The organism is Burkholderia sp. BCC0405 (assembly GCF_902833075.1).
GTDB lineage: Bacteria > Pseudomonadota > Gammaproteobacteria > Burkholderiales > Burkholderiaceae > Burkholderia.
On the sequence record NZ_CADFEO010000026.1, the window covers coordinates 68,104 to 93,945 of the forward strand.

Below are 25,842 nucleotides of genomic sequence, written 5' to 3' on the forward strand. Positions count from 1 at the left end.
TCCGATGGTTTGGGGTGGAAATTCGGTGGGACGCCGGCAACGTCAGTCGCGATACGTCGGATCGATCCGGTCGAGCCGGCGCAGCAGCGCCGGCCATTCCAGTTCGCCTTCGATCGCGCCGCCGTCGCGCAGCTGTTCGGCGGTGCGGTCGGCGACGGCCGGGTCGGGCAGCACGAGCGGTCCGCCGCCCGCCTGCGCGCGCACCTGGATGTCGCACGCCTTGATCAGCGTATCCATCAGCACATAGGCTTCGCCGACGGTGCGGCCGACCGTCAGCGTGCCGTGATTGCGCAACAGCATCGCGGATTTCGTGCCGAGGCTGGAAGTCAGCCGCGCGCCTTCGGCCGGCGAGAACGTGAGTGCCTCGTAGTCGTGATACGCGAGGTCGCCGTGAAAGCGCAGCGCGTGCTGTGACGCGGGCAACAGCCCGTCGCGCTGGATCGACACGGCGATGCCGGCCGTATTGTGCAGATGCATCACGCACACGGCGTCGGCGCGCGCCGCGTGCACGGCCGCATGCAGCGCGAAGCCGGTCACGTTGACCGCATGCTCGCCGTCGCCGATCCGGTTGCCGGCCAGGTCGATCTTCACGAGGTTCGATGCGCGGACCTCGTCGAACGTGAGGCCGAACGGGTTGATCAGGAAGTGGCCGGGCTCGCCGGGCACGGTCGCGGAAAGGTGCGTGTAGATCAGGTCGTCCCAGCCGTTGAGCGCGACGAGCCGATACGCGGCGGCGAGGTCGACGCGCAGCCGGCGTTCGGCGTCGGAGATCGGGCCGCCGGGTTTCACGGCGTCAGGACGGTGTGCGAATGACGACATCGGTTTCTCCGAGGGTGAAGCGGCGCGCGACGGCCACCGTGATCCATGACGCGAGCGCGAACGGGGCCGTGAACGCGGGGATGCCCGCGCGCGTCGCGAGCCACTGGACCAGCGCGGCGAGCGCGGCGGCCGCGAACGCCGCGCGCGGGCCGCGCGACATCAACGCGAGCGCGGCGAGCGCGCCGTTGAAGCCGAGCAGGCCGTCGGCCAACGACGTGCCGCTCGCGCCGAGCGCGAGCAGCAGCACGGTCGACACGATGGCGCCGCCGAGCGCGAACGCGGCCGCGCGCCGCGACGCGGCGGCGATGCCGGCGACGATCAGCGCGCCGGCCCACGCACCTTGCGCGAAGGTAGTCTGCGCGACGCCCGCGAGCAGCGCGTCGGCGATGGAAGGCAGCGCCAGTGTCGCGCCGACCGGGGCGCCGTTCGTTTGCTGCAACGCGACAAACGGCAGCCACAGCGCGGTGACGGCGAGGCACGGGCTCGAATACGGGCACTGGCGCCAGCGAGCGAGCGGCGCGCGCATCGCGCGCTGCACGAGCGCCGCGCCGATTGCGACCAGCGGCACCAGCGCGAGCGCGGCGAGCGGATGGGGCACGAACAGCACGGCGATCAGCGCGGCGAGCGCGCCGTTGAAGCCGTGCAGCCCCTGTTCGACGTCGCGGCGCTCGGCGCCCGTCAGCACGGCGGTCATGCTGGCGGCGGCCGAACCGACCAGCGCCGCGCAGGCGAGCCGCACGTCGGTCAGCGCCAGCGCGGCGAGCAGCATCGCGCCGGTGAACGCATTTGCCTGCAGGACGATCTGCCCGATGCCGCGCAGCAAAATGCGCAGGTCGATCGACGGCGAGGCGGAACGGGCGGTAGGCATGTCGGCGGCGTAACAGGACGAGCCGCGAGCATAGGACACAATCCTGTGCACCGGAATAGGGAATCATGGATAGTCAGGATTTGTGGGCGGTGCCCCGAATTGGGGCGGGGTGATGCCCGCCGGCCTGCGCTGACGTTTTTGGCAATGTGTCAGTTTCCGCGGCGAATTTGAGCGATCGCCAGCCTTTCGGATCAAGTACGCATTTGTTGGCGTCTTCGTTCGGGAATTTGTGCGACGATGCCACGCATCAAGGAAACCGGGAGGCGGAACGATGCGCGAAGTGCGTTGGGCGTCGCTCGAGGGCGACGGGGTCGAACATCTGACGTTCGACCGGAGCGGCGGCGGGATCGTCGTCGAAAGCGCGGTAGTCGGCCAGCGGTACGGCCGCGCATACGGGCTCGCGTATCGCGTCGAGTGCGATGCGCACTGGCGCGTGACCTATGCAGTGCTGAAGGTGATGGGCGGCGGCACGCTGGAACTGCGCGGCGACGGCGCCGGCCACTGGCACGACGGCGCGGGCCGCGCGTTGCCCGAGCTCGACGGCTGCATCGACATCGACATCGCGGCGACGCCGTTCACGAATTCGCTGCCGATCGGCCGCCTCGGGCTCGCGCGCGGCGAGCGGCGGCCGATCGACGTCGCGTACATCTCGACGCCGGACCTGAAGGTCACGCCGGTCAAGCAGGCCTATGCATGCCTCGAGCCGGGCCGGCGCTACCGCTACGAAGGCATCTTCCGGAATTTCACGGCCGAGATGGAGATCGACGACGACGGGCTCGTCGTCGACTACGAGACGCTGTTCAGGCGCCTGCCGGCGCCGGCGGTGCGCTGAACCGCGGCGTTCGTGACCGCCGGCCGCTCCTGCGCGGACGCGAAGCGGTCGATCCGCGACGCGATCATGTCGGGATGGCGCAGCACGATCCAGTGCGTGCCGTCGATTTCCTCGCGCACGTGGTCGCCGAGCCAGCGGTCGAGGTCGACCGACATCTCGGGTGTCACGTAGCGGTCGCGCACCGGCACCAGGATCTGCACGGGCGCCTGCGCGTACCGCTCACGCGGCTTGCGTGCCCGTGCGATGAAATTCGCGCGGTACAGCTGCAGCCCGTTCAGCGCGTTCTTCAGTTGCACGGGGTCGCGCTCCGCCCGCACGCGTTCGGTGAGCTGCAGCCAGCGCGGCCACAATGCCGCGCCGCCGAGCCGCCACACCAGCGACGGCACGAGCGGCAGGTGGAAGAACGCGATGTACCACGACTTCAGGCTCTGCTTGAGCCGCATCTTCGCGCGGAACACGTGATCGAGGCACGGGCCCGAGATCGACGTGTACGACGCGATCCGGCCGCGGAACGCGGGGTCGGTCACGGCCTCCCAGCACTGGATCGAGCCCCAGTCATGGCCGACGAGATGGAACGGCCGGCCGCCGCAGGTCGCGTCGGCCACCGCCTTCAGGTCGGCGGCGAGCCGTTCGAGCGTGTAGTCGGCACGGCGGCGGGGCGCATCGGAGGCGCCGGCGCCGCGCACGTCGTACGCGATCACGCGGTAGCGCTTCGCGAGCCGTGCGCGGATCGGCGCCCATACGGCCGCCGAATCGGGGTAGCCGTGCACGAGGATCAGCGGCGGCGCGCGACGCGAGCCGCTTACATACACGGCGAGTTTCACGTCGCCGGACTGGACGGTCAGCATCTCGTGGGCGCGCGCCATGGCGTCATGCCTGCGGAACCGGGTGCAGCGGCACGCGGCGCGGGGCGGCTTGCGCCGCGTAGCGCGCGTTGGTCGCGTCGATGTTCTCGAGCAGCGTGTCGAGCCCCTGCAGGTACTGGTGGTTGTCGTGGTCCCACGGGTGGAAGCCCGGACGGAAGTAGTCGAGCCATTCGCGCGCAATGCTCGGGAACACGCCGTGTTTCGGGCTGTACAGGTACTTCACGAGGCGCCACATGCCGCCGAACTTGCCGTGTTCGCGACGGTGCGCGCGCATCAGGCGCACGTGGAAGTCGAACACGATGGCCCAGAAGAACACGGTCGTCGTCAGCATCGTGCCCGTGCGCAGCAGGTAGCTGCCGAGGCCCGGCTTCATCACGGTGGTCCATACGTCGTACGACACCGCCTTGTGCTCGGTTTCCTCCATCGCATGCCACATCCACATCTGCTGGTAGCCTTCGACCGAGCCGTCGATGCGGTGCTCGTGTCCCGACAGCAGCTGGTTCGCGAGGATCGCCGTGTAGTGCTCGAGCGCGATCGTGATCGCGAGCTGCATCGAATGCGGCAGCACCTTCTTGAACCAGCCGAGGATCGTCCACAGGCGCTTGTCGAGCTTGTGCGCGGGCAGGCCGGACGACTGCAGCAGGTCGTTGTATTCGATGTGCTCGCGCGTATGCATCGCTTCCTGGCCGATGAAGCCGAGCACCTGCTTCTTCAGTTCGGGATCCTCGATCCGGTCGCGGTAGTTGCGCACCGAATCCATGAAGAAGCGTTCGCCGGCCGGGAACAGCAGCGACAGCGCGTTCATGAAATGCGTGACCGGCACGCCCTGCACGTGCCAGTCCTTCGCGCGTTCGGGCGGCAGCGCGAAGCGGATGTCGCGCCGTACGGGCATCATGTTCGGGGTCGTCATGATTGTTCTCCTCCCTGGTTGCCTGCGTTGTTGTAGGTGGCATGCAGCGGCGCGGCCGCTGGCGCGCCGCGCGCGGCGCGGCGGGCCTTCGCGGCCTCGCGGCGCGTCGCGAGCACGACGAGCGCCTGGTACGCGGACGGCAGGATGCGCGCCATCCAGTCCGCACCCTTCGCGTCGCGGCCGATCAGCACGCGGCGCTTGTTCTTGCGCACGCCGGCGAGGATCGTGCGCGCGGCGTCGTCGGCGGTCGTGATGAAGAACTTCTCGAAGCTGTCCTTGCCTTGCTGTTCGCTCTCGACGATGAAGCCGACCATGTTCTTCGCGACGCGGCTCGACTGCGCGATGTTCGTGCGGATGCCGCCCGGATGCACGCAGGTCGCCGACACGCCGCACTTCATCATGTCGAGTTCCTGGCGCAGCGATTCGGTGAAGCCGCGTACCGCGAACTTGGTCGCGTTGTAGCCGCTCATGCCCGGCTGCGCGAAGATCCCGAAGATGCTCGACGTGTTGATCACGTGGCCGTCGCCCGAGGCCTTCAGGTGCGGCAGGAACGCCTTCGTGCCGTGCACGACGCCCCAGAAGTTGATGTTGACGATCCACTCGAGGTCGCTGTATTCCATCCCTTCGATCGTGCTCGACAGCGCGACGCCCGCGTTGTTGAAGATCAGGTTGACCTTGCCGTGCTCCTTCGCGGTGTCGTCGGCCCACGCGAACATCGCGTCGCGGTCGCCGACGTCGAGCACGCGCGTCGACACGCGCACGTTCGGCGCGATCGTGCGGACGATCCGTTCGGTTTCGGCGAGGCCGACGCCGTTCTTGTCGGCGAGCGATACCTGGCAGCCGGCCTGCGCGAGCTGGATCGCGAGCGCGCGGCCCATGCCCGAGCCGGCGCCCGTGATCGCGGCGACCTTGTTGGCGAAATCTTTCATGTCGGTTGCTCCTTGTCTGGCTCAGGCCGCTTCGGCGGACGTGGAAGTCGAAGCGGAAGCGGCGGGCGCGGCGGCGGGCCGCGCGGTCGCGTCGTGTTGCGGCGCGCGATACGCGTGGTAGTCGGCGATCGAGAAGTGCGCGGTCGCCTGGCGGAAACGCCACGTGAAGCCTGGCCACAGCGTCGTGTTCTTGCCGGTGCGCGGATCGAGGTACCAGCTCTTGCAGCCGCCCGTCGACCAGATCGCCTTCTTCAGCTTGCCTTGCAGGTCGCTGTTGAATTGCGCCTCGACGAGCGGGCGCACCTCGATCGCATCCGCACGTTCGCGACGCATCGCCTGCAGTGCGCCGAGGATGTACTCGATCTGCGACTCGATCATGAACACCATCGAGTTGTGGCCGAGGCCGGTGTTCGGGCCGACGATCATGAAGAAGTTCGGGTAGCCGGGCAGTGTCGAGCCGAGATACGCGTGCGCGCCGTCGCGCCATGCGTCGACGATGTCGAGCCCGCCGCGGCCGATGATCGCGCCGCGCGGATACGGATCGGCCACCTGGAAGCCGGTGCCGTAGATCAGGCAGTCGACTTCATGGCGCTTGCCGTCGGTCGTCACGACCGCATCGGCTTCGATATGGTCGATGCCGGCCGTGATCACGTCGACGTTCTTGCGCGACAGCGCCGGGTAGTAGTCGTTCGAGATCAGCACGCGCTTGCAGCCGAGCGTGTAGTTCGGCGTGACGATCTTGCGCAGCTCCGGATCGGGAATCTGCTTGCGGATGTGGCGCAGCGCGAGCTTCTGCACGTTCTTCATCAGCGACGGATGGATCGCGAAGCCGAGCACGCGCGATTCGAGCATCCAGTAGATGCCGCTGCGCACGATCTTCTGCGTGAACGGCAGCGTGCGGAACAGCCATTTCTCGAACCCGGTCAGGTTGCGGTCGGGCTTCGGCATGATCCACGGCGGCGTGCGCTGGAACAGTGCGAGTTCCTTCACGCGCGGCGCGATCTGCGGCACGAACTGGATCGCGCTCGCCCCGGTGCCGATCACCGCAACACGCTTGCCTTCGAGCGCATAGTCGTGATCCCACTGCTGCGAGTGGAACGCGCGGCCCTTGAAGTTCTCGACGCCGGGAATCGACGGCAGCGCGGCCCGCGACAGCCCGCCCATCCCCGACACCAGCACGCGCGCGGACAGCCGCTTGCCGTTCGCGAACGTGAGGCGCCAGCGTTGCGCGGCTTCGTCGTACTCGGCGCGCTGCAGCTCGTGGTTCATGCGCAGGTGCGCGCCGATCCCGAAGCGCTGCATGCAGTCTTCCAGATACGCGCGGATTTCCGGCTGCGGCGCGAACATGCGCGTCCAGCGCGGGTTCGGCGCGAACGAGAACGAATAGACATGCGATTGCACGTCGCATGCACACCCGGGGTAATGATTGTCGCGCCACGTGCCGCCAACCGACGCGGCCTTCTCGAGGACGACGAAGTCGGTCACGCCTGTCTGACGCAGGCGGATCGCCATCCCGAGGCCGGCGAAGCCGGTGCCGATGATGGCGATGTCGATGGTTTCGTCCAGGCCATCATGGCCGGGCGGACCGAAAGGCAACGTGCGAGCATTCATCCGGGTGTCTCCGATTTGGCTCATTTTTGAATGTTACATTGTTTGATGTAACGATAGTGGGTGAACCCGGAAACCGCAAGAGGCTAGAAGCGGCGCTCTAAGGGCCGGAAGCCAGGCGGGAAAAGGCTGAGCGGGGTTTGGAACGGGCCGGTTTCCGCATGGCGGGAGGCGCGGAAAGGGCCGTCGATAGGGCGAGAGAGGAAGCCGGCGAGGCCGCCGGCGCGCGGCGGCCTGTTTGAAACAGTATCAGGGACGGATCGGTCGGGCGGCCGTCTCATGGAAAACCCCGGCCACGATCGTGACCTGCGCGAGCGCGTAGAGACCCCAGATCAGGTAATCGATGCCCGGAAAGCCGCCGAGGAAGCGGCCGACGCCGATCAGCGTATCGGAGCCGACGAAGATCAGGCTGCCGGCGGCTACCAGCGGGCCGCGCGTGCGGGCGATGAGCGCGAAGCTCGCCATCGCGCACAGCACGAGCATGTAGACGGCGACCGGCGCCATCAACTCGCCGAGGTGCGGAAAGAACGCCACGTAGAACGCCGGCGCGGCGATCCACAGCCCGGCGAGCGCGACGATGCGCCACCCGTGCGGCCGCGCGCGCCAGCGCATGAAGATCGCGCAATAGCACAGGTGCGTGAGCAGGAATGCGCCGAGCCCGAGGACGAACGACAGCGGCCAGCCGGGCAGCGCGAGCAGCACGTCGCCGAGCGCGGCCGTCACGAGCGCCGCGCACAGCCACGCGCGTTCGCGCGGCGCGGCGCAAGTGCTGCCCGCCGCGAGCAGCAGGATCCCCATCGCGGCTTTCGCCGCGGCCTGGCCCGGATAGGGCGCGGCGGCGAGCGACAGCCCGTACAGCAGCGCGGCGACGACGGCGAGCGGCCAGAGCCGGCGGTAGGTGGCGGGAAGCGTGGCGATCAAGGCGGGTGTCTCCGGTTTGTTGTTGTCTGCGGTGGACGGCGCGCCGTCGAGGGCGCGGCTGCCGGCCATTATCCGGAAGAAAGGGCGTGCGAAAACCGGCGAATCCTTCTAGGAATCGAAGGCGCGGCCGGTGGCGGAAAGTTTCGGCGCGTTGCCCCGGTTGAACCGGGGCAACGACTTCGATTCGGCTTGCTATGATCGCCGCGGTATTGCCGTTATCGATGTGGTTGTTGCTGTCGTTGTTTCGCTCGGCCGCGCGGCTGGATGCGCAAGCCGGTGCGTGCCCGATGAATCCATGCCGTGCCCGGCCCGTGCGCTCGTGCGACGCGGGGCGGGCTGGCCTCCCCACGAAAACAGGTCCGACCATGACCGAACTTCTCCACGGCGACGGCGCGATCCGTCGCACGACGCCGTACGGCTCGTCGATCGAAAACACCTATGCGGGCGTGCTGTCGTTCATGCGCCGCAACTATTCGCGCGAGCTCGACGGCGTCGACGTCGCGATCTCCGGCGTGCCGCTCGACCTCGCGACGACCTACCGTTCCGGCGCGCGGCTCGGCCCGGCTGCGATCCGCGCGGCGAGCGTCCAGCTCGCGGAGCTTCATCCGTATCCGTGGGGCTTCAACCCGTTCGACGCGCTCGCGGCCGTCGACTACGGCGATTGCTGGTTCGACGCGCACAACCCGCTGTCGATCAAGCCCGCGATCGTCGAGCATGCGCGCACGATCCTCGGCTCCGGCGCGAAGATGCTGACGCTCGGCGGCGACCACTACATCACGTATCCGCTGCTGGTCGCGCATGCGGAGCGCTACGGCAAGCCGCTGTCGCTGATCCATTTCGACGCGCACTGCGACACGTGGGCCGACGACGATCCGGACAGCCTCAATCACGGCACGATGTTCTACAAGGCCGTGAAGGAAGGGCTGATCGACCCGGCGACGTCGGTGCAGGTCGGGATTCGCACATGGAACGACGATTTTCTCGGGATCGAGCGGCTCGATGCCGCGTGGGTGCATGACCATGGCCCGCGCGCGGCGGTCGAGCGGATCGTCGATATCGTGGGCGCTCGGCCGGCGTACCTGACTTTCGACATCGACTGCCTCGATCCGGCGTTCGCGCCCGGCACGGGCACGCCGGTCGCGGGTGGGCTGTCGTCGGCGCAGGCGCTCGCGATCGTGCGCGCGCTCGGCGCTGTGAACCTGGTCGGCGCGGATGTGGTCGAGGTCGCGCCCGCGTACGACCACGCGGACATCACGGCGATTGCGGCTGCGCATGTTGCGTGCGACTTGCTGTGCCTGTGGAGGCAGAAGAAGGTGGCGGGGACGCTGAAGTAAGTCGGCATGCCGGGCGTGCGTGCGCCGCCGGCGCGGTGCGCGCATCGCCGGATCATTGGGCGGTGTGCTGTTTGTATTTCGATGATCCGGAGAGACGTCTTCGCGGATTTGCGTAGAGGCGCCCAGCCGATTCGTTGGCGACATCCGCGAAACGTCGGCGGATGGCTGCGTCCCTATGCCGGCGACGCGTTGGCGTGTCGCTGATGACGGGCCGCGACGTCATCGGGCGAAAAGCTATCGAGTCCTGAAGAAAGCGGCAAGCATGTCGTCTTTCGGCGCTGCGGGTTGCGTGGTCTGCCGCTTTCCCGACCGTCCGCGGGATCGGGCATGATCCGCCCCGGCGCCATCAGGCCACGTCCCCGTGTAAACCGCGCGCGGCCTGATGAGATCGGATTGCTCGCGCTGCTCCAGCCCATGCGCGATCCAGCCGATCGAGCGGCCAAGCGCGAACAGGCCGAATGCGGCGCCGACGGGAAGCCGCAAATGCCTGCGCAGTGCCACCAGCGCGAGATCGAGCGAAGGTTTCTGGCCGACGAGGGTGCTCCCCGCATTGATCATCCTGTTCCATTGAGGATGACGCGGCAGGATCCGCGACAACAGGAACGTCGCGCGCACGTCGCCGCCGGGATAGAGCGCATGTCCGAAGCCCGGCAAGCCGTCTCCCCGGGCGAGACGCGCGGCCATTTTTTGCTCGACGTCCTTGTTGCCCAGTTCGTCCCACAGTGCTTCGCCGCGCGCGGTGGTGGCGCCGTGCCGCTCGCCCGACAGGCCGGCCAGGCCGCCGACCACGACGGCCCGCAAGCTCGCGTTCGTCGACGCAATGCATCGCCCCGTGAAGCTCGACGCATTCAGTTCGTGATCCGCGCACAGCACGAGCGCCATCCTGATCAGATCGGCGCCCGCAGGCCCGACACCCCAGGCCCGTGCGCATTGCACATGGATGGGTGCCGTATCGATCCGGGTGCGCAGCAGGCATGCCGCCAGAATCCGCACGAGATCGCCGCAGCCCTGCGCCTGGCGATCGGCCTGCTGATGCCAGACCGCCGTTGGTGCGTCCTCGCTTGCGACGGTGAAGAGCGGCAGCAGGGCCTGCTCGGCGCGTTGCTCGGCGTAGTGCCTGAAGAGGGTTCGCAGTACCGGCGGCGTCGTGGGGACGTGGCGGCCGAAAGCGGTCTGCTCGTCGCATCGCCATAGCAGCGCCGCGACTTCCTCGAGACTCGCGCGGGTAGCGAGATCGAGTGCATCCACACCGCGATAGAAAAGCCGGCCGCCGTCGATCAACGTGATGCTCGATTCGAGCACGGGCGACCCCCAGTTCAGCGCGGCCTTCGCCACCTCCTTCGGCTTGCGGCCGCGTGCGCGTTGATCCGCGAGCCGGTCGACATCGGCCGCGAGGTAGCGGCTTTCACGGTGACTGCCGCCCGGCTCCGCGCGAAGCAGGCCGCGGCTGACGTACGCATAGAGGGTTTGCCGCGAGACACCGAGCCTTGCCGCGGCTTCGGTCGAATTCAGGTAGTTCGACATCGTGCGCAGGGGGAATCGTTCGACAGGTTGATCAGGATAATCAACGTTGACAACAAATGCGAGCGAGACGATCTTTGCCTCACCCAATTCATGCGAGGCGAACATGCGTGTCGATCAAATCTCGAAGGAACCGGCCGCGGCCGATGAGGATCGGGTGTCGCGTCATCTACGGGCGTTCTGGCTGGCGGCGGGTGGGGCCCAGGCGTTCCTCGAGTCGTGCAGCTTCGGCGGCGCGGGAGAACTGGTCTCGGCATTTCGCGTAACCGACATGGCCACGGCGGCGATCGGCGCGGCAGGGATGTCCGTTGCCGAATTGCTGCATGCATCGACCGGAACGTTGCCGTCGGTTCGGGTCGACCGGCGCATGGCGTCGCTGTGGTTCGGCACGTCGCTGCGTCCGCAGGGCTGGACGATGCCGCCTCAATGGGATCCGGTGGCCGGCAACTATCGGGCGCGCGATCGCTGGATCCGGTTGCACACCAACGCGCCGCATCATCGCCTGGCTGCCTTGTCGGTGCTCGAGTGCGCCGCCGATGCACGGTCGGTCGCGCAGGCGGTGAATCGCTGGGATGCCGGTGCGCTTGAAGATGCGATCGTCGAGCGCGGCGGGTGTGCGGCGGCGATGTACTCGGCGCAGGAGTGGGCCGGGCATCCGCAGGGCAAGGCGGTCGCAACCGAACCGCTGCTGCATGTTCATGCCGCGACCGATGCCGTCGCGCATGACTGGCGGCCTTCGAAAGACCGGCCGTTGCGAGGCATTCGCGTGCTCGACCTGACGCGCATTCTCGCCGGCCCCGTGGCGACACGGTTTCTTGCGGGCCTGGGCGCCGACGTGCTGCGCATCGATCCGTACGGCTGGGAAGAACCGGGCACGGTGCCGGAAGTCGTCCTCGGCAAGCGGTGTGCGCGGCTGAACCTGAAGGATGCCGCGGATCTCGATACGCTCAAGCAGTTGCTCGGCAGTGCCGATATCGTCGTGCACGGCTATCGGGCCGATGCGCTGGCGCGTCTCGGACTCGATGCTGCGCATCGGCGCGAACTGAATCCCGCGCTCATCGACGTGTCGCTCGACGCTTATGGCTGGACCGGTGAATGGCGCTGCCGGCGTGGCTTCGACAGCCTCATTCAAATGAGCACGGGAATCGCCGAGGCTGGCATGCGTGTGACGGGCAACGATGCGCCGGTGAACCTGCCCGTTCAGGCCATCGACCATGCGACGGGTTACCTGATGGCGACGGCCGCCATTCGCGGGCTGACGACGCGCATGAAAGGGGGCGTCGGTATCGAGGTCCGCGCGTCGCTGGCGCGTACGGCGGCCGATTTGCAGTTGCGCTCGGAGCCCATGAGCGAGGTGATCGAACTGGCCGCTGAAGGACAACGCGATCACGCGGAACACGTCGAACCGACGTCGTGGGGGCCGGCATCCCGGCTCCTTCCGCCCGTGCGGATCGACGGTGCACCGCTCCGTTGGTTTTATCCGGCGCGCGCACTGGGTGCGTATGAACCCGAGTGGTTGTCTTCGAACGGCGATCTTTGAAGCGGTGCGATGAATCGGCTGGTGTCGGTGCGTGACGGCGGGCGGGAGCCGACCCGACCACGGCCACGCATTTGGCTCAGTACGATGCGGATGTCGTCATCGTCGGACCGCGCGCGAACAAGCTGGAACGCGCCGCCGAAGCGATCGGCGGCGTGTTTCCCGATGCGCGTCCCACCGCGCCCTGGCTGCCGACCTTGGCGTGCCTGAGATCCGGTGGAACGTGTTCGGGATATAGCGGTTCGAGACCCTCGATATCGTGGTCAACGCGGCCGGCGGAGAAGGTGGCGGGCCAGTGAAGCAAATGGGCGCGCGCAGGCTATACCTTGCGCGCGTCGCCGGATCGATGGCCAGGCGCTGCCTTTAACCGCGCGTGTCGACCCAGTTGCGTGCCCAGCGGGCCGAATGCTGCAACGCCTGCTCCTCGCTCGTGAAGTAGTCGAGCGAATAGAACTGGTAGCGGCCTTCGGCGCGTGTGCTATCGGCGCGTTCAAGCAGCAGGTTGGATGAAAAACTACCGTCGGGCAAACGATGCGCCGAGGATTGAACGGCATAGCCGTTGTACTGTTGAATTCGGATGTTTTGCATTTTAATTTTAATAATGTTCGAGTGCTCGCGTGCCGTGCGAAAGGTGCACGAGTACGCCGATTCAAAGCCATTGCGAGCCGAATCTGAAGCAGTCGTAAAGCGAAAAAAGGGCTTTGCAGCCAGAGGGGGAATGAAGTGCAACGAGGCGTGTGGCGCTCGGCGAGCTGCTGAATGAACAGATGCAGCTAAGAGCAGTCGCGCCAACTTTGGGAGAGCAATCTCCGCGAGGGTGTCGCTGCAACCCGGCGTCCGTGACGGGAAGCCGGGTTCTTCAAACTTTACAGCGGCTGGATGTTGGCCGCTTGCAGACCCTTCGGGCCTTGCTTCGTTTCGAAGCTTACCTTCTGATTTTCAGCCAGCGTCTTGAAGCCGTCGGCGCGAATTTCGGAGAAGTGAGCGAACAGGTCGTCGCCGCCGTTGTCGGGCGTGATGAAGCCAAAGCCTTTGCTGTCGTTGAACCACTTGACGATACCGGTATCCATGAAGAATCCTTGAGAAAAAATGAGGAGATTTGCTCAGTAAAGAGCACGTGAAGCGTCAAGGAGAGAGAGGACAACGAATACCGCTGAGGAGCGATGAATTGATGAACAGCAATCGGACTTCTTGAACTTCTGGCGACACATTAACCGCTGGGCGGTGCCGGCGTCAATCGTTACTTTGTAACTGTTTCTTCGGGTGGTCGGATTTGCGGATGAAGCGATGCGGCCTTGCCTGGCTGCGCGTGCTACCCGGCATGACGCGCAGGTTGAGTAGGGTCTGATGGGGTAGGGGGCGCTGAACGACCCGCAGTGGCCACATAACCAGATCCGACACAACCATTTGAGTCACGAACCACCTTGCGGCCAGGAATCGCGTCGCGGTCGTCCGTGATAAACGTCAAAGCGTTACCCGCGCTTTGGCTGAACGCCGACAGTTCGTCCCGCGTTTCCCGAAAATTCGGCAGGAACAAAAAAGCCCGACGAGTCGTGCGCCCGTCGGCCTTTTGGTAATTGCGCACTGCGTTCCCGCTACTTCGCCGCGAGCGCACTCTGCACGCTTTTATCGACCCATGCGTTGTCGGCCACGCTCAGCCTCTGCGGAATCAGCTTCGCCGCGTAAAACGCATCGGCGACACCCTGCTGTGCCGCGACGATCTTTTCGTCGAGCGGCACCGCGCCAAACGGGACGCGCTTGATCCACGTCTCGACGAGCGGTTGCGGCAGGCCGACCTTCGGTGCGATCAGCGCGGCGGTGTCGGCCGGATGCGTGTTGACCCACAGACCCGTCTCGCGCGCCTGCTTCAGGATCGCGCCAACCACATCGGGATGCTGCTGCGCGAAATCCCGTGTTGCTTCGTAGAAGTTGTGGGTCGCCGCGAGGCCCGTGTAGTCGGACAGCGTGCGCACCTTCAGCGTGTCTTGCGCGGCCGCGTAGTACGGATCCCAGACGACCCATGCATCGACGTTGCCGCTCTCGAACGCGGCGCGCGCGTCGGCCGGCGCAAGGTAGACGGGGCGGATTTCGTCATAGCGTACGCCGGCCTTCTTCAGCGCTTCGAGCAGCAGGTAGTTCGCGCTCGAACCCTTCTGCAGCGCGACCTTCTTGCCGCGCAGGCCGGCGACCGAACGGATCGGCGAATCGGCCTTCACGACCACGGCTTCGTTGTGCGGCGCCGGCGGTTCCGCGCCGACATAGACGAACTGCACGCCGGCCGCCTGCGCGAACACGGGCGGCGGTGCACCGGTATAGCCGAAGTCGATGCTGTTCGCGTTCAGCGCCTCGAGCAGTTGCGGGCCGGCCGGGAATTCGAACCACTGCACGCCATAGCCGAGCGGCTTGAGCCGCGCTTCGAGCGAACCTTGCGCCTTGATGGCCGACAGCAGGCCGGCCTTCTGGTAGCCGATGCGCACGACCTTGTCGGCGCCGCCCTGTGCGAAGGCCGACGCGGCGGACAGCGTGACGAGCGTCACGGCGGCGGTGCGGGCGATCCAGCGGGTGAAACGAATCATCGAACGGACTCCATGCAAAACGTCTTCGGGCGAGCGGCGGTGACGCTCGGCTGGAAGAATCGTCGCATGGGCGATCGCGCCCGCAAACGAAGCATTGCCGATATCAATATGACGGCGGCGCGCCTATGCTTCGTCGCTGTCGTCTTTCGAGGCCGGTGTGCCGGACTGTCGCGCGGCCTCGTCGCTGAGCTTCTTGTCGAGGATCGTCGCAACCCGGCCGCCGAGATACGCGCTCGCCGCGGTTTCCAGCGCACGGTTCGTCTCGCCTTCGACGAACACGGCCGCGAGCGGACGCAGGCGCCAGATCGCGTCGACCAGCTCGGGCACGTCGGTGGCGGGCGGCAGCGTGCCGGCGTCGTAGCGGTCGAGCCGCTTCACGACGAGATCGACGAGCAGCCGCGCGATCGCGTCGAAATGCGGCCGCGCGAGGCTGATCACGTCGAGCAGCTCGCGCGGCGGGATGCCTTCCTTCGTCATTGCGGCCGCTGCTTCGAGCAGGGCGGGGCTCTTTGCGACGAACGACAGTCCGCGCCGTTCGAGCAGGCCGAGTTCGGTCACGCGCGACAGTTGCGTGGTCGCCTGCGGGCCGAACATCTGCGCGAGCGCGGCGAGCGAATAGGTCTTCGGCAGTTCGTGCGACCAGCGGCCGCCGATCGCGTTTTCGAGGCCGAGGATCGAGCGCAGGTCGTGGCCTTCGTCGATCGCCTTGATCAGGTCCTGGATGTTCGACAGCGTGTAGCCGCGCGCGAGCAGGTGGTTGATCAGCTTCAGGCGCGCGACGTGCGTGTCGTCGTAGATGCCGACGCGGCCGCGCTTTTCCGGCGGCGCGAGCAAGCCGCGATCCTGGTACGCGCGGACGTTGCGCACGGTCGTGTCGGACACGCGCGCGAGTTCGTCGACCGTGTACTCGTTGCGGGCGTCCGGCGCCGCCTCGTCGGGGGTGGAATGAGTCTGTTTTGACATGCGATCATTCTAGCGCGACGTGACAGGCTCGGGCGAGACGGGGAGCGTGTTCGCGCCGTCGCCGAGCGGGCGCTGCAGCAGCGCCGTATCGATCCAGCGGCCGTGCTTGAAACCCACCCCCTTCAGCATGCCGGCCGGCTCGAAGCCGAACGCGCGATGCAGCGACGTCGAGCCGCCGGTGCCGCCGTCGGCGATCACGGCGATCATCTGCCGCCACGGGCCGGCCTCGCAGCGTTCGATCAGCGCGGCGAGCAGCGCGCGGCCGATTCCGCGCCCGCGCTGTGTGTCGTCGATGTAGATCGAATCCTCGACCGTGAAGCGGTACGCGCTGCGTGCACGGTACGGCGTTGCGTACGCGTAGCCGGCCACGCGGCCGTCGCATTCGGCGACGAGGTACGGCAGCCCGTGGCGCAGCACGGCGTCGCGCCGCGCGCGCAGTTCGGTGACGTCGGGCGGCGTTTCCTCGAACGACGCGACGCTGTGGCGCACGTGGTGCGCATAGATCGCGCGGATCGCATCGAGGTCGGCGTCGGTCGCGTCGCGAACGACGCAGGCGGCTGGCGTGGCGGACATGGTGACGGTGCGGCAGGGGCAGTGTATGGGCAAGCCGATACTATGCGGGCGATCGCCTGACGCGTAAAGCGGCGGCCGTGCGCCCGGCGCGCGGCGTTCAGTTCGGCTGCCGCTGCTTCTGCGTGTCGCGCGGCAACTCGTCGAAGCGGGCGAAGTAGTACGCGGAAAAGCGGCCGAGGTGCCCGAAGCCGAACGTCAGCGCCGTATCGGTGATGCTGGCCGTCGGGTCGCTGAGCAACTGCACGCGCGCGGCGTCCAGCCGGATGTTGCGCAGCAGCTCCATCGGGGTCGCGCCGTGGTAGCGCCGGCACAGCACGTTCAGGGTCCGCAGGCTGACGCCGGCCGCCCGCGCGAGATCTTCGAGCGAGATCGGCGCGCAAAGCCGCGCATGGATGAATGCGTGCAGCGCATCCATCTGCCGGATGCCGCCGCGCGATCCGGATTCCGTCGGCGCACCGCGCGCCGGCGGCGCCGCGCCGGCCTGCGCGGCGGCGGGCGACGGCGGGCAATGCACGAGCAGGAAGAGCGCGAGGCTTCGTTCGAAGTGGTCGCGCCATTCGGCCCGGATGCCGCCGTCGTCGGCAACGGCGAGCACGTTGAGCAGCGACTGCGCGATCAGATCCCATTGCGACGCCAGCGCCGTCGGCAGCAGGAAGCCGGGCGCGAGGCCGGGCGCCGCGTCGTCGGGCCGGCGGCCGCAGACCGCGCGCATCAGCGAATCCGGCACCTTGACGATCAGTTGCCGCGTGCCGGACCGCCAGCGCAGGCGAACCCGCGACGTCGGCGCCAGCACGGCGGTGCGCCCCGCGGATACGCCCATCACGTGCCCGTCGCACTCGATTTCGGCGCCGCCCGCGAGCGACGTGTGGACGAGCGAAAAGCCGTCGAACGGGCGCGGGGCGACCTCGACTTCGGCGCCGTACTGCAGCGCGTAGACGGTCAGCTGATTCAGTTGCCCCTTGAACAGTGCTGCGTCGGGCTCGCCCTGTTTCCAGCGCAGCGCATGCTCGGCCAGTTCCATGGAAACCTGCTCGTGCGCATCCATGCGCAATCCGGATCGGAACACGCAATTCCGATACAGCGCGGACAGCACTTCCGCATTCGGGGCGAGGGGCATGGGGCGTCTCCTGTGTGGCGGTTTTCGTGCGGCGCACCCGGCTGGTTGCGGACGCGCGTCGTGCCACATCGGTTTCTCTTGTGAGCGAGATATCCTGAAACGATGATATTGATCTTTGTCAGGCTTGTCGAAAGTTTTGCAAGAATCGGATAGTCCCGTTCGTCGCGGGGAAAGATCCGGATAGCGCCCGGCGCGCGGAAAAAGGCGGATCGAGTTCGCATGGCCGCCTGCAAATTCCGGATAGTGAGAATCATTGTGGCTTCCTACACTGCGCCGGCATCCGGACGGAAAGTGGCGCATTGCACGACAATATTTCGGACATCTACTAAATCGATTGTCTCAGAGATCGTATTGGTTCGAATGCGTGTGACGTGAACACTTCCGCCAGGCCCGAATCCCCACTGGAAAAAGGAAGGAAGTCCATGCGTCAAATCAACCTGCAGGCGCTCTCCGACGATGCGCGGCTGGGCAAGCTGCACGGCGTCGTGCTGTTCTGGTGCGCGCTGATCATCGTGTTCGACGGCTATGACCTCGCCGTGGCTGGCATCGCGCTGCCGGCGATCATGAAGGAGATGGGCGTCAATCCGGCGCAGGCCGGCTTCATGGTCAGCTCGGCGCTGTTCGGCATGATGTTCGGCAACATCGTGTTCGGCACGGTAGCCGACCGGATCGGGCGACGCTGGGCCATCGCGGCCTGCCTGACGCTGTTCAGCGTCTTTACCGCGGCGGCCGGGCTGGCGCAGACGCCCGCGCTGTTCGGCGCGGCCCGCTTCCTGGCGGGCATCGGCATCGGCGGCGTGATGCCGAACGTGATCGCCCAGATGACCGAGTACGCGCCGCGCCGCATGCGCAGCACGCTGGTGACGCTGATGTTCAGCGGCTATTCGGTCGGCGGCATGCTCGCGGCCGTGATGGGCAAGGGGATGATCGACGCGTACGGATGGCAGTCCGTGTTCGTCGCCGCGGGGGCGCCGGTGCTGCTCGTTCCGCTGCTCGTGAAGTGGATGCCGGAATCGCTGCCGTTCCTGATCCGGCGCGGCAGGACCGACGAGCTCGCGCGCATCGCGCGCCGGCTCGATCCGGCGTACCGGCCGCAACCGGGCGACTGTTATGTCGTCCCGCGCGAGGACAAGGCGGGCGGCGCGCCGGTTCGCCAGCTGTTCGACGACGGTCGCGGATTCAGCACGATCATGTTCTGGATCGCCTGCTTCATGTGCCTGTTCATGGTCTATGCGCTCAGCTCATGGCTCACCCGGCTGATGGCGAGCGCCGGCCACAGCCTTGGCTCGGCATTGACCTTCGTGCTGGTGCTGAACGCCGGCGCGATGGCCGGTGCGATCGGCGGCGGCTGGCTGGCCGATCGGTTTCCGATCAAGACGGTGCTCGTATCGATGTATCTGCTCGCCGCGGTATCGATCACGCTGCTCGGCTATCCGATGCCGCCCGCGCTGCTGTTCGTGCTGGTCGCCCTCGCGGGCGCGTCGACCATCGGCACCCAGATCGTCAATTGCGCGTATGCGGGGCAGTTCTATCCGATGGCGATCCGCTCCACCGGCATCGGCTGGACGCTGGGCGTGGGCCGCTGCGGCGCGATCCTCGCGCCGATCGTCATCGGTCTGCTGGTCGGCATCGATCTGCCGCTGGAACAGAACTTCATGGCGATCGGGCTGCCCGCGCTGGCGGCCGCCGCCGCGGTCGGCCTGATCGACCATCGGCGCTCGGCTTCGCAACACGGCCTGGCGGCTGCGGCCGGCGAACGGCAGGCGTCGGCCGTCCGGCAATCCTGAGCGGCACATTGGCGGAGCCCGCCGGCGCGAGGCCGGCGGCCGATCGCGCGCGGCACCGCAGCGCGCGTCGTTTTTTCGGGAAATTCAGTCATGCATATCGATTCTGGGGCGTGGAACGCGAGGGTGAAGGCAAGCGTACTCACGGCGGCGCTGGCGGCGACATCGGCCGTCGCGCATGCGCAAGGCGGCGTGACGCTGTACGGCATCGTCGATACCGGTATTTCGTACTACAACCATGCGGCGAAGGGCGGAGCCGCGACGGGCATCCCGCACCTGACCGGCGAAGTGCCGTCGAGATGGGGCGTGAAGGGCGACGAAGACCTGGGCGGCGGCTATCGCGCGTTCTTCGTGCTGGAAAGCGGCTTCCAGCCCGGTACGGGCGGATTCAATCACGGCGGGCGGCTGTTCGGCCGGCAGGCGAACGTGGGGTTGAGCGGAGAGGCGGGGACGCTCACGCTCGGCAGGCAAATGAACATGACGGCCTACGCGCTTGCCAACGCCGACGTGATCGGGCCGTCGATTCATTCGCCGAGCGGCTTCGACGCCTATCTGCCGAATGCGCGCAGCGACAATGCGATCGGCTACCTGGGCAAGTTCCGCGGGTTCACGATCGGCGGCACCTACAGTTTCGGCCGCGACGCCGCCGGGCCGGCCGGGCCTTCGGCTACCGGCTGCGCGGGGCAGGTGCCGGGCAATCCGCTCGCGTGCCGGCAATATACGGCGCTGGTTGCCTACGACGCGGCGCGCTTCGGCGTCGCGGCGTCCTACGACGTGAAGCGCGGCGGAGCGGGCGCGGCGGCACCGCTCGACAGCAGCGCCCATGCGAGCGCGCACGGCGTCGTCTCCGGTTACGCGGTGATGGGGCGCGCGAAGCTCGGCGCGGGATGGATCCGGAACCACGTCGCGGCGGCCGCTCATTGGCAGACCGACATCGTCTTCGCCGGCGTCACCTATATGCCGACCCCCGCGCTGTCGTTCGACGCGCAAGGCACGCGCTATCTGCAACGCGGGCCTGCGCGCGGCGCGAACGCGACCCTGCTGGTCGGGCGTGCCAACCATCTTCTGTCCAAGCGGACGCGCGTCTACACGTCGGTTGGCTACATGCTGAACGGCGCGACGGCCGCCAAGGCGGTCGCCGCCGGCGGCACGGTCGATACGGGGCGTAACCAGTTGGGGATCATGGCCGGGCTGCAGCAGCGGTTCTGACGCGAGCGGGCCGGTGGCGTCAAAGCCGGCCGTCCGCCGCGCGCACCGCGTCGGCGATCGCATCCGCGACACGCTGCACGCGCGGCGAGCGGCGCACGTCCGGATGAACGACGAGCCAGATCTCGCGCTCGATGTCACAGCGTGGCGCGGACGTCAGCTCGACGAGCGGCGCCGGGGCGGGCGATGGTGCCGCGCCCGCCGTGCCAGCCGCACCGCCCGTGGCGAGCGAATCGTCGACGAGAAACCTCGGCAGCAGCGCGACGCCGGCACCGGCCGCGCACGCGCGATGCTGCGCGGCGAGGTCGTTGGTGACGAACGCGAAGCGGCGCCCGGCCGCGAAGCGTTCGAGCCATTGCTGCTGCGGCGTTTGCGCGAGCGCGTCGTCATAGCCGACGAACGGCCAGGTGTCGGGCGGCGCGTCCGCCCATTCCGGCGCCGCGCACAGCGCGAAGCGCATCGTGCCGAGCCGGCGCGCGGCGAGCCCCGGCTCGGTCGGCCGCGACAGCCGCACCGCGAGATCGGCCTCGCGCGCGTACAGGTTCGCCGCGTGCATCTCGCCCAGCAGGTCGATGCGCAGCGCCGGCCACGCGCGCTGCGCGCGGGCGAGACGCGGCGCGAGGAAGTGGCTGGCGAACACCGGCGACGCCGATACGCGCACCACGCCGTCGAGCGCCGCCGCGCCCTGGGCGGCGCGCGCGAACGCATGCGCGTCGGTTTCGAGGCGTGCCGCGTGCTCGGCAAGGTGCAACCCTTCGTCGGTCGGCGGCCAGCCGCGTGGCAGCCGGTCGAACAGCCGGATGCCGAGCGCGGACTCCAGCGCGTCGATGCGCCGCGCGACCGTCGAATGCTGGACCTGCAGCGCCCGCGCGGCGGCCGACAGGCTGCCGCCGCGCATCACCGCGAGGAAATAACGGATGTCGTCCCAGCTCATCGGTAGCGCCGGCGTGGGAACGCGATCCCGATCGGTCGAATTTTGCACAGTAAATGGGCGAGAAACGGGAATTCCGATCGATTATGCACGATGGGATGATGGTTTCACTTCAATTCGATTGCGAGGAACGTCATGACCCAAACTGCCACCGCCATCCGGATCGGGATCGACCGCTACGGCGACGCCGGCGTGCTGCGCCGCGTCGATGCGCCCGTCGCGCCGCCCGGTGCCGGCGAAGTGCGGATTCGCCAGACCGCGGTCGGCGTGAATTTCGTCGACATCTATTTCCGGACGGGCGCACATGCGTTGCGCGCGCTACCGGACGCGCTTGGCGTCGAAGCGGCCGGCGTGATCGACGCGGTCGGGCCGGGCGTGACGGATCTCGTCCTCGGCCAGCGTGTCGCGTATGCGGGCATGCCGACCGGCAGCTATGCGAGCCTGCGCACGATGCCGGCCGAGCGCGTGTTGCCGATCCCCGAAGGGGTGAGCGACGAAGCCGCCGCGGCCGGGCTGCTGAAGGGGATCACCGTTTATATGCTGCTGCATCGCGTCCGTCAGGTCGGCGCCGGCGACACGGTGCTCGTGCATGCGGCGGCCGGCGGCGTCGGGCTGCTGGCGACGCAATGGGCGCGTGCGCTCGGCGCGCGGGTGATCGGCACGGCCGGGTCGGCCGCGAAGGCCGCGCTCGCCCGCCAGCACGGCGCCGAGGCGGTCGTCGATTACCGCGAAGAGGATTTCGTCGTGGCGGCACGCGCGTTCGGCGGTGGCGCGGGGGTCGACTACGCGATCGAAGGGATCGGCGGCGACGTGCTGACGCGTACGCTCGGCGCGGTCCGTCCGTTCGGGATGGTCGCGAGCATCGGGCAGGTGGCCGCGATCGGCGCGCGGCAGACGATCGATCTCGACGAACTCGGCCCGGCCCGCTCGATCGCGCTGGCGCGGCCGAGTGTGCTCGGCTTCATCGCGCGCGACGTCGCGGGGTATCGCGACGCCGCGCGCGCGACGCTCGAGCGGCTGGCGGGCGGGATGCACGTGGAGATCGGCGCGCGGCTGCCGCTCGAACAGGCGGCCGATGCGCACCGGCTGCTGGAGTCGCGTGCGACGACGGGGGCGGTCGTGCTGGTGCCGTGACGGCGGGCCGCTGCGGATGGGGTACGGCGCGTCAAAGGCCCAAAGGCTGCGGCGTAGCACGTTTCCGGTGCCGGGCGCCGCGCGACGCGCATCCCGATCAGTTGTGCTTGCGCAGCGGCGCATCCTCGACGAACCACGCGAGCACGAACGCGATCGCGATGACGGTCGCCGCCGCGAGATACACGACATGCAGCGAGCCGGCGAACGCATGCAGGTACGCGTCGCGCACGGCATCCGGCAACTGGTGCACGGCGGCCGGGCCGAGCGCGGACGGCAGCTCCGTGCCGGCCGGCAGCGCATCCATCACCCGCGACTGCAGCCCGTGCGAAAACAGCGCGCCGAACGCCGCGACGCCGAGCGAGCCGCCGATCGAGCGGAACAGCGTCGCGCCCGACGTTGCGACGCCCATGTGCCGGAATTCGACCGTGTTCTGCACGGCGAGCGTGAGCACGGGCATCACCATGCCGAGCCCGATCCCGAGCAGCGCCATGTACGCGTACATCGTGTGCAGCGGCGTGTCGAGCGTCAGCGTCGACAGCAGCGCCATCGCGATGCCGCCGGTCAGCGTGCCCAGGATCGGGAACATCCGGTACGAGCCGAGCCGCGAGATCAGCCGGCCGCTGACGATCGACGTCACGAGCATGCCGCCCATCATCGGCAGCAGCTGCATCCCGGCTTGCGACGGCGTCGAGCCCTTCACGACCTGCAGGTAGAGCGGGATGAACGTGACCGAGCCGAACAGCGCGATGCCGACGACGAAGCCGATCAGGCTGACCAGCACGAAAGTGCGATGGCGGAACAGGTCGAGCGGCATGATCGGCTCGGCCGCGAGCCGCTCTTCATATATGAAGCCGCCGATCGCGACGACGCCGAGCACGAGCGTCATCCACAGCTGCGGCGACGTCCACGGCAGCAGCGAGCCGCCTTCGCTCGTGAACAGGATCACGCAGGTGAGGGCGGTGGCGAGGAACGCGGCGCCCATGTAGTCGATCCGGTGCTTCACGTGCGCGGTGTGCGGCCGGAATGCGGCGCCGATCACCGCGAGCGCGAGAAAGCCGAGCGGCAGGTTGATCGTGAAGATCCAGCGCCACGACAGGTGCTCGACCAGGAAGCCGCCGAGCAGCGGGCCGATGATCGTCGCGAGGCCGTACACGCCGCCGAACATCCCCTGGTAGCGCGCGCGGCGATCGGGCGGCACCAGATCGCCGATCGCGGCCATCGTGACGACCATCAGGCCGCCGCCACCCAGCCCCTGCAGCGCGCGCAGCACGATCAGCTGCGTCATGTCCTGCGCGACGCCGCACAGCGCGGAGCCCGCGAGGAACAGCACGATCGCGGCCTGCAGCACGATCTTGCGGCCATACAGGTCGCCGAGCTTGCCGTACAGCGGCAGCACGACGGTGGAGGAGAGCAGGTACGCGGTGACGACCCACGACAACTGGTCGAGCCCGCCGAGCTCGCCGACGATCGTCGGCAGCGCGGTCGACACGATCGTCTGGTCGAGTGCGGACAGCAGCATGACGAGCAGCAGCGCGGCGACGATCAGCCCGGTCGGCGCGTCGCGACGGGCCGTCTCGGTGGCCGGCGGAGTGAGGAGGGTGTCGGTTGTCATCGAGATATCTGCCATGGCAGGGAATTGTGTCGAACTATAGCCATGGATGATTGACTAGTCAATTTCTGCTCAGCCTCGATCTGTTGCAGCCGTAACGGAAGATTGCCGGCGCGAAAAATTGACCGGGATCAGGCGAGAAGCGGGGCCGGACTCAAGTTTTTTGCAGGCAAACCGTAATCCAGAGTGCTGCGGAGCGATTGCCGCGGCACTTTTCACCGCTCACGTCCCGTCATGAACCTGAACGCCCTGTTTTCCCGTTTCTCGATCCGTACGCGGATCTTCTCCACGCTCGGTCTCGTCGCCGTGCTGCTCGTCGTGTCGGGGCTGATCGGCCTCGCCGGCATGCAGAGCTCGAACCGCGCGCTCGACGAGGCTTATACGCAGCAACTGGCCGCGAAGACCGCGTTGTCGGCGGCCAGCCTGAACCTCACGATCGTGCGCACGACGCTCGATCGCGCGCTGCTGCATCCGGAAGCGCCGGAAGTGCCCGATCTCGTCAAGAAGGCCGAGAACTATCTCGCGAAGGCCGACACCGCCTGGCGCGGCTACGCGTCGATGCCGCACGACGGCGACGAAGGCCCGCTCGCGAGCCGCCTCGACGCCGCGCGCCAGGCGCTGATCGGGCAGGCGCTGAAGCCGATGATCGACGCGGTCCGCGACGGCCGTCGCGACGAGGCCGACCGGCTGCTGATGTCGGTAGCGCCGCCGCTGTCGGTCGCGCTCACGCAGGCGACCGATGCGCTCGATGCGTACCAGGTCGCGCGCGGCAAGGACGTGTACGACACCGCGCAGACCTATTACGGCTGGATGCGCGCGGGCGCGATTGCCGGTATCGCGTTCGGCCTGGCCGCGTGCCTTGGCTGCGCGATCGGCCTGCATTACGCGATCACCCAGCCGGTGAATCGCCTGCTGTCGCACTTCCGCCGCCTGTCGGAAGGCGACCTGACGTCGGAAGTGCGCTGGTCGTCGCGTGACGAGATGGCCGAGCTGGTCAAGGGCGTGACCGGCATGCAGCGCAGTCTCGCGGACACCGTGCGCCAGGTCAGCCAGGGTTCCGAAGCGATCTCGACGGCGACGCACCAGATCGCGGCCGGCAACACCGACCTGTCGCAGCGCACCGAGGAACAGGCGTCCGCGCTGCAGGAGACGGCCGCGAGCATGGAGCAGCTCACCGCGACCGTGAAGCAGAACGCGGACAATGCGGTGGAGGCGCAGGCCTGCGCGGATACCGCGAGCGAGATCGCCACGCGTGGCGCGACGGTTGTCGGCGAGGTGATCGGCACGATGAACGAGATCGACCAGAGCTCGCAGAAGGTCGCCGACATCATCGGCACGATCGAAGGCATCGCGTTCCAGACCAACATCCTCGCGCTGAATGCGGCAGTCGAAGCCGCGCGCGCGGGCGAGCAGGGCCGCGGCTTCGCGGTGGTCGCGGGCGAGGTGCGCACGCTCGCGCAACGCTCGGCGTCGGCGGCGAAGGAAATCCGCACGCTGATCGGCGAATCGGTCGAGCGCGTCGCGAACGGTTCGCGGCTCGTCGGCGTGGCCGGCGCGACGATGCAGGACATCCAGCAGGCGATCGGTCGCGTGACGGGCATCATGACGGAGATCGCGGCTGCGTCGAACGAGCAGCGCGACGGGATCGAGCAGGTGAACCGCGCGGTGTCGCAGATGGACCAGGTGTCGCAGCAGAACGCGGCGCTCGTCGAGCAGGCCGCGGCGGCTGCCGCATCACTGGAAGAGCAGGCTGACGGGCTGCGTCGCGCGGTAGGCGCGTTCCGCGTAGCCTGATCGACCCGCG

23 protein-coding genes are annotated in these 25,842 nt (G+C 67.9%); 7 read left to right on the forward strand and 16 right to left on the reverse strand.

Annotated elements, in window-relative coordinates; all coding sequences use genetic code 11:
- Positions 1–42: 42 nt before the first annotated feature.
- Positions 43–819, reverse strand: coding sequence for a class II aldolase/adducin family protein (locus HWX36_RS31805; RefSeq protein WP_175957788.1), 777 nt, complete (start codon positions 817–819; stop codon positions 43–45).
- The gene (locus tag HWX36_RS31810; RefSeq protein ID WP_175957789.1) at positions 794–1,687 is read right to left on the reverse strand and encodes an urea transporter; all 894 of its coding nucleotides are present in this window, start codon (positions 1,685–1,687) and stop codon (positions 794–796) included. The genes HWX36_RS31805 and HWX36_RS31810 overlap by 26 nt, the downstream gene beginning before the upstream one ends.
- Before the next feature lie 271 nt (positions 1,688–1,958).
- On the opposite strand from HWX36_RS31810, the gene HWX36_RS31815 reads away from it, so the two are divergent.
- Entirely contained in the window at positions 1,959–2,519 is a 561-nt protein-coding gene (locus HWX36_RS31815) for a putative glycolipid-binding domain-containing protein (protein ID WP_175957790.1), read from the forward strand.
- Here HWX36_RS31815 and HWX36_RS31820 read toward each other — a convergent pair.
- The 5 genes from HWX36_RS31820 to HWX36_RS31840 all read right to left on the reverse strand — a co-directional run bounded on the left by HWX36_RS31820 (position 2,474) and on the right by HWX36_RS31840 (position 7,753).
- Positions 2,474–3,385 (reverse strand): alpha/beta fold hydrolase, encoded by a 912-nt coding sequence (locus HWX36_RS31820; protein ID WP_175957791.1) that lies wholly within the window; start codon positions 3,383–3,385, stop codon positions 2,474–2,476. The two genes, HWX36_RS31815 and HWX36_RS31820, sit on opposite strands and share 46 nt — an antisense overlap.
- Positions 3,386–3,389: 4 nt before the next feature.
- Complete coding sequence (locus HWX36_RS31825) at positions 3,390–4,295, reverse strand: metal-dependent hydrolase (protein WP_175957792.1); 906 nt, start codon at positions 4,293–4,295, stop codon at positions 3,390–3,392.
- The gene (locus HWX36_RS31830) at positions 4,292–5,224 is read right to left on the reverse strand and encodes an SDR family oxidoreductase (RefSeq protein ID WP_175957793.1); all 933 of its coding nucleotides are present in this window, start codon (positions 5,222–5,224) and stop codon (positions 4,292–4,294) included. The genes HWX36_RS31825 and HWX36_RS31830 overlap by 4 nt, the downstream gene beginning before the upstream one ends.
- A 21-nt stretch (positions 5,225–5,245) precedes the next feature.
- Positions 5,246–6,835, reverse strand: coding sequence for an NAD(P)/FAD-dependent oxidoreductase (locus tag HWX36_RS31835; protein WP_175957794.1), 1,590 nt, complete (start codon positions 6,833–6,835; stop codon positions 5,246–5,248).
- 246 nt (positions 6,836–7,081) lie between these two features.
- Positions 7,082–7,753, reverse strand: coding sequence for a lysoplasmalogenase (locus tag HWX36_RS31840; RefSeq protein ID WP_175957795.1), 672 nt, complete (start codon positions 7,751–7,753; stop codon positions 7,082–7,084).
- 365 nt (positions 7,754–8,118) lie between these two features.
- Between HWX36_RS31840 and speB the strand changes: the two genes are divergently transcribed.
- Entirely contained in the window at positions 8,119–9,087 is a 969-nt protein-coding gene (gene speB, locus HWX36_RS31845) for an agmatinase (RefSeq protein WP_175957796.1), read from the forward strand.
- A gap of 234 nt (positions 9,088–9,321) precedes the next feature.
- Here the strand turns inward: speB and HWX36_RS31850 are convergent, their stop codons facing one another.
- Positions 9,322–10,611, reverse strand: a complete 1,290-nt coding sequence (locus HWX36_RS31850) for a citrate synthase family protein (RefSeq protein WP_175957829.1) — start codon at positions 10,609–10,611, stop codon at positions 9,322–9,324.
- A gap of 103 nt (positions 10,612–10,714) precedes the next feature.
- Here HWX36_RS31850 and HWX36_RS31855 point away from each other — a divergent pair, with 103 nt between their 5' ends.
- Positions 10,715–12,148 carry a CoA transferase gene (locus HWX36_RS31855; protein ID WP_175957797.1) on the forward strand — a complete coding sequence of 478 codons (1,434 nt, stop codon included), beginning with the start codon at positions 10,715–10,717 and terminating at the stop codon, positions 12,146–12,148.
- Positions 12,149–12,508: 360 nt separating this feature from the next.
- Here HWX36_RS31855 and HWX36_RS31860 read toward each other — a convergent pair whose 3' ends face one another.
- The 6 genes from HWX36_RS31860 to HWX36_RS31885 all read right to left on the reverse strand — a co-directional run bounded on the left by HWX36_RS31860 (position 12,509) and on the right by HWX36_RS31885 (position 17,374).
- Entirely contained in the window at positions 12,509–12,733 is a 225-nt protein-coding gene (locus HWX36_RS31860; protein WP_175957830.1) for a hypothetical protein, read from the reverse strand.
- Positions 12,734–13,011: 278 nt separating this feature from the next.
- Positions 13,012–13,215, reverse strand: a complete 204-nt coding sequence (locus HWX36_RS31865; RefSeq protein WP_034185637.1) for a cold-shock protein — start codon at positions 13,213–13,215, stop codon at positions 13,012–13,014.
- A 525-nt stretch (positions 13,216–13,740) separates the two neighbouring features.
- Positions 13,741–14,721, reverse strand: a complete 981-nt coding sequence (locus HWX36_RS31870; RefSeq protein ID WP_175957798.1) for a sulfonate ABC transporter substrate-binding protein — start codon at positions 14,719–14,721, stop codon at positions 13,741–13,743.
- Positions 14,722–14,844: 123 nt separating this feature from the next.
- Positions 14,845–15,684, reverse strand: coding sequence for a MerR family transcriptional regulator (locus HWX36_RS31875; RefSeq protein ID WP_175957799.1), 840 nt, complete (start codon positions 15,682–15,684; stop codon positions 14,845–14,847).
- A 9-nt stretch (positions 15,685–15,693) separates the two neighbouring features.
- Positions 15,694–16,257 (reverse strand): GNAT family N-acetyltransferase, encoded by a 564-nt coding sequence (locus HWX36_RS31880; protein ID WP_175957800.1) that lies wholly within the window; start codon positions 16,255–16,257, stop codon positions 15,694–15,696.
- A gap of 97 nt (positions 16,258–16,354) precedes the next feature.
- Complete coding sequence (locus HWX36_RS31885) at positions 16,355–17,374, reverse strand: AraC family transcriptional regulator (RefSeq protein ID WP_175957801.1); 1,020 nt, start codon at positions 17,372–17,374, stop codon at positions 16,355–16,357.
- A gap of 422 nt (positions 17,375–17,796) precedes the next feature.
- Here HWX36_RS31885 and HWX36_RS31890 point away from each other — a divergent pair, with 422 nt between their 5' ends.
- The gene (locus HWX36_RS31890; RefSeq protein ID WP_175957802.1) at positions 17,797–19,161 is read left to right on the forward strand and encodes an MFS transporter; all 1,365 of its coding nucleotides are present in this window, start codon (positions 17,797–17,799) and stop codon (positions 19,159–19,161) included.
- 90 nt (positions 19,162–19,251) lie between these two features.
- Positions 19,252–20,367, forward strand: a complete 1,116-nt coding sequence (locus HWX36_RS31895) for a porin (RefSeq protein WP_175957803.1) — start codon at positions 19,252–19,254, stop codon at positions 20,365–20,367.
- 19 nt (positions 20,368–20,386) lie between these two features.
- Here the strand turns inward: HWX36_RS31895 and HWX36_RS31900 are convergent, their stop codons facing one another.
- Positions 20,387–21,298, reverse strand: a complete 912-nt coding sequence (locus tag HWX36_RS31900) for a LysR family transcriptional regulator (protein WP_175957804.1) — start codon at positions 21,296–21,298, stop codon at positions 20,387–20,389.
- Between the two features lie 132 nt (positions 21,299–21,430).
- Here HWX36_RS31900 and HWX36_RS31905 point away from each other — a divergent pair, with 132 nt between their 5' ends.
- Positions 21,431–22,429 (forward strand): quinone oxidoreductase, encoded by a 999-nt coding sequence (locus tag HWX36_RS31905; RefSeq protein ID WP_175957805.1) that lies wholly within the window; start codon positions 21,431–21,433, stop codon positions 22,427–22,429.
- A 97-nt stretch (positions 22,430–22,526) separates the two neighbouring features.
- Here the strand turns inward: HWX36_RS31905 and HWX36_RS31910 are convergent, their stop codons facing one another.
- Positions 22,527–24,041: an MDR family MFS transporter gene (locus HWX36_RS31910; protein WP_175957806.1), complete on the reverse strand. Its 1,515-nt coding sequence runs from the start codon at positions 24,039–24,041 to the stop codon at positions 22,527–22,529.
- A 231-nt stretch (positions 24,042–24,272) separates the two neighbouring features.
- Between HWX36_RS31910 and HWX36_RS31915 the strand changes: the two genes are divergently transcribed.
- Positions 24,273–25,832, forward strand: coding sequence for a methyl-accepting chemotaxis protein (locus tag HWX36_RS31915; protein WP_175957807.1), 1,560 nt, complete (start codon positions 24,273–24,275; stop codon positions 25,830–25,832).
- Positions 25,833–25,842 lie beyond the last annotated feature (10 nt).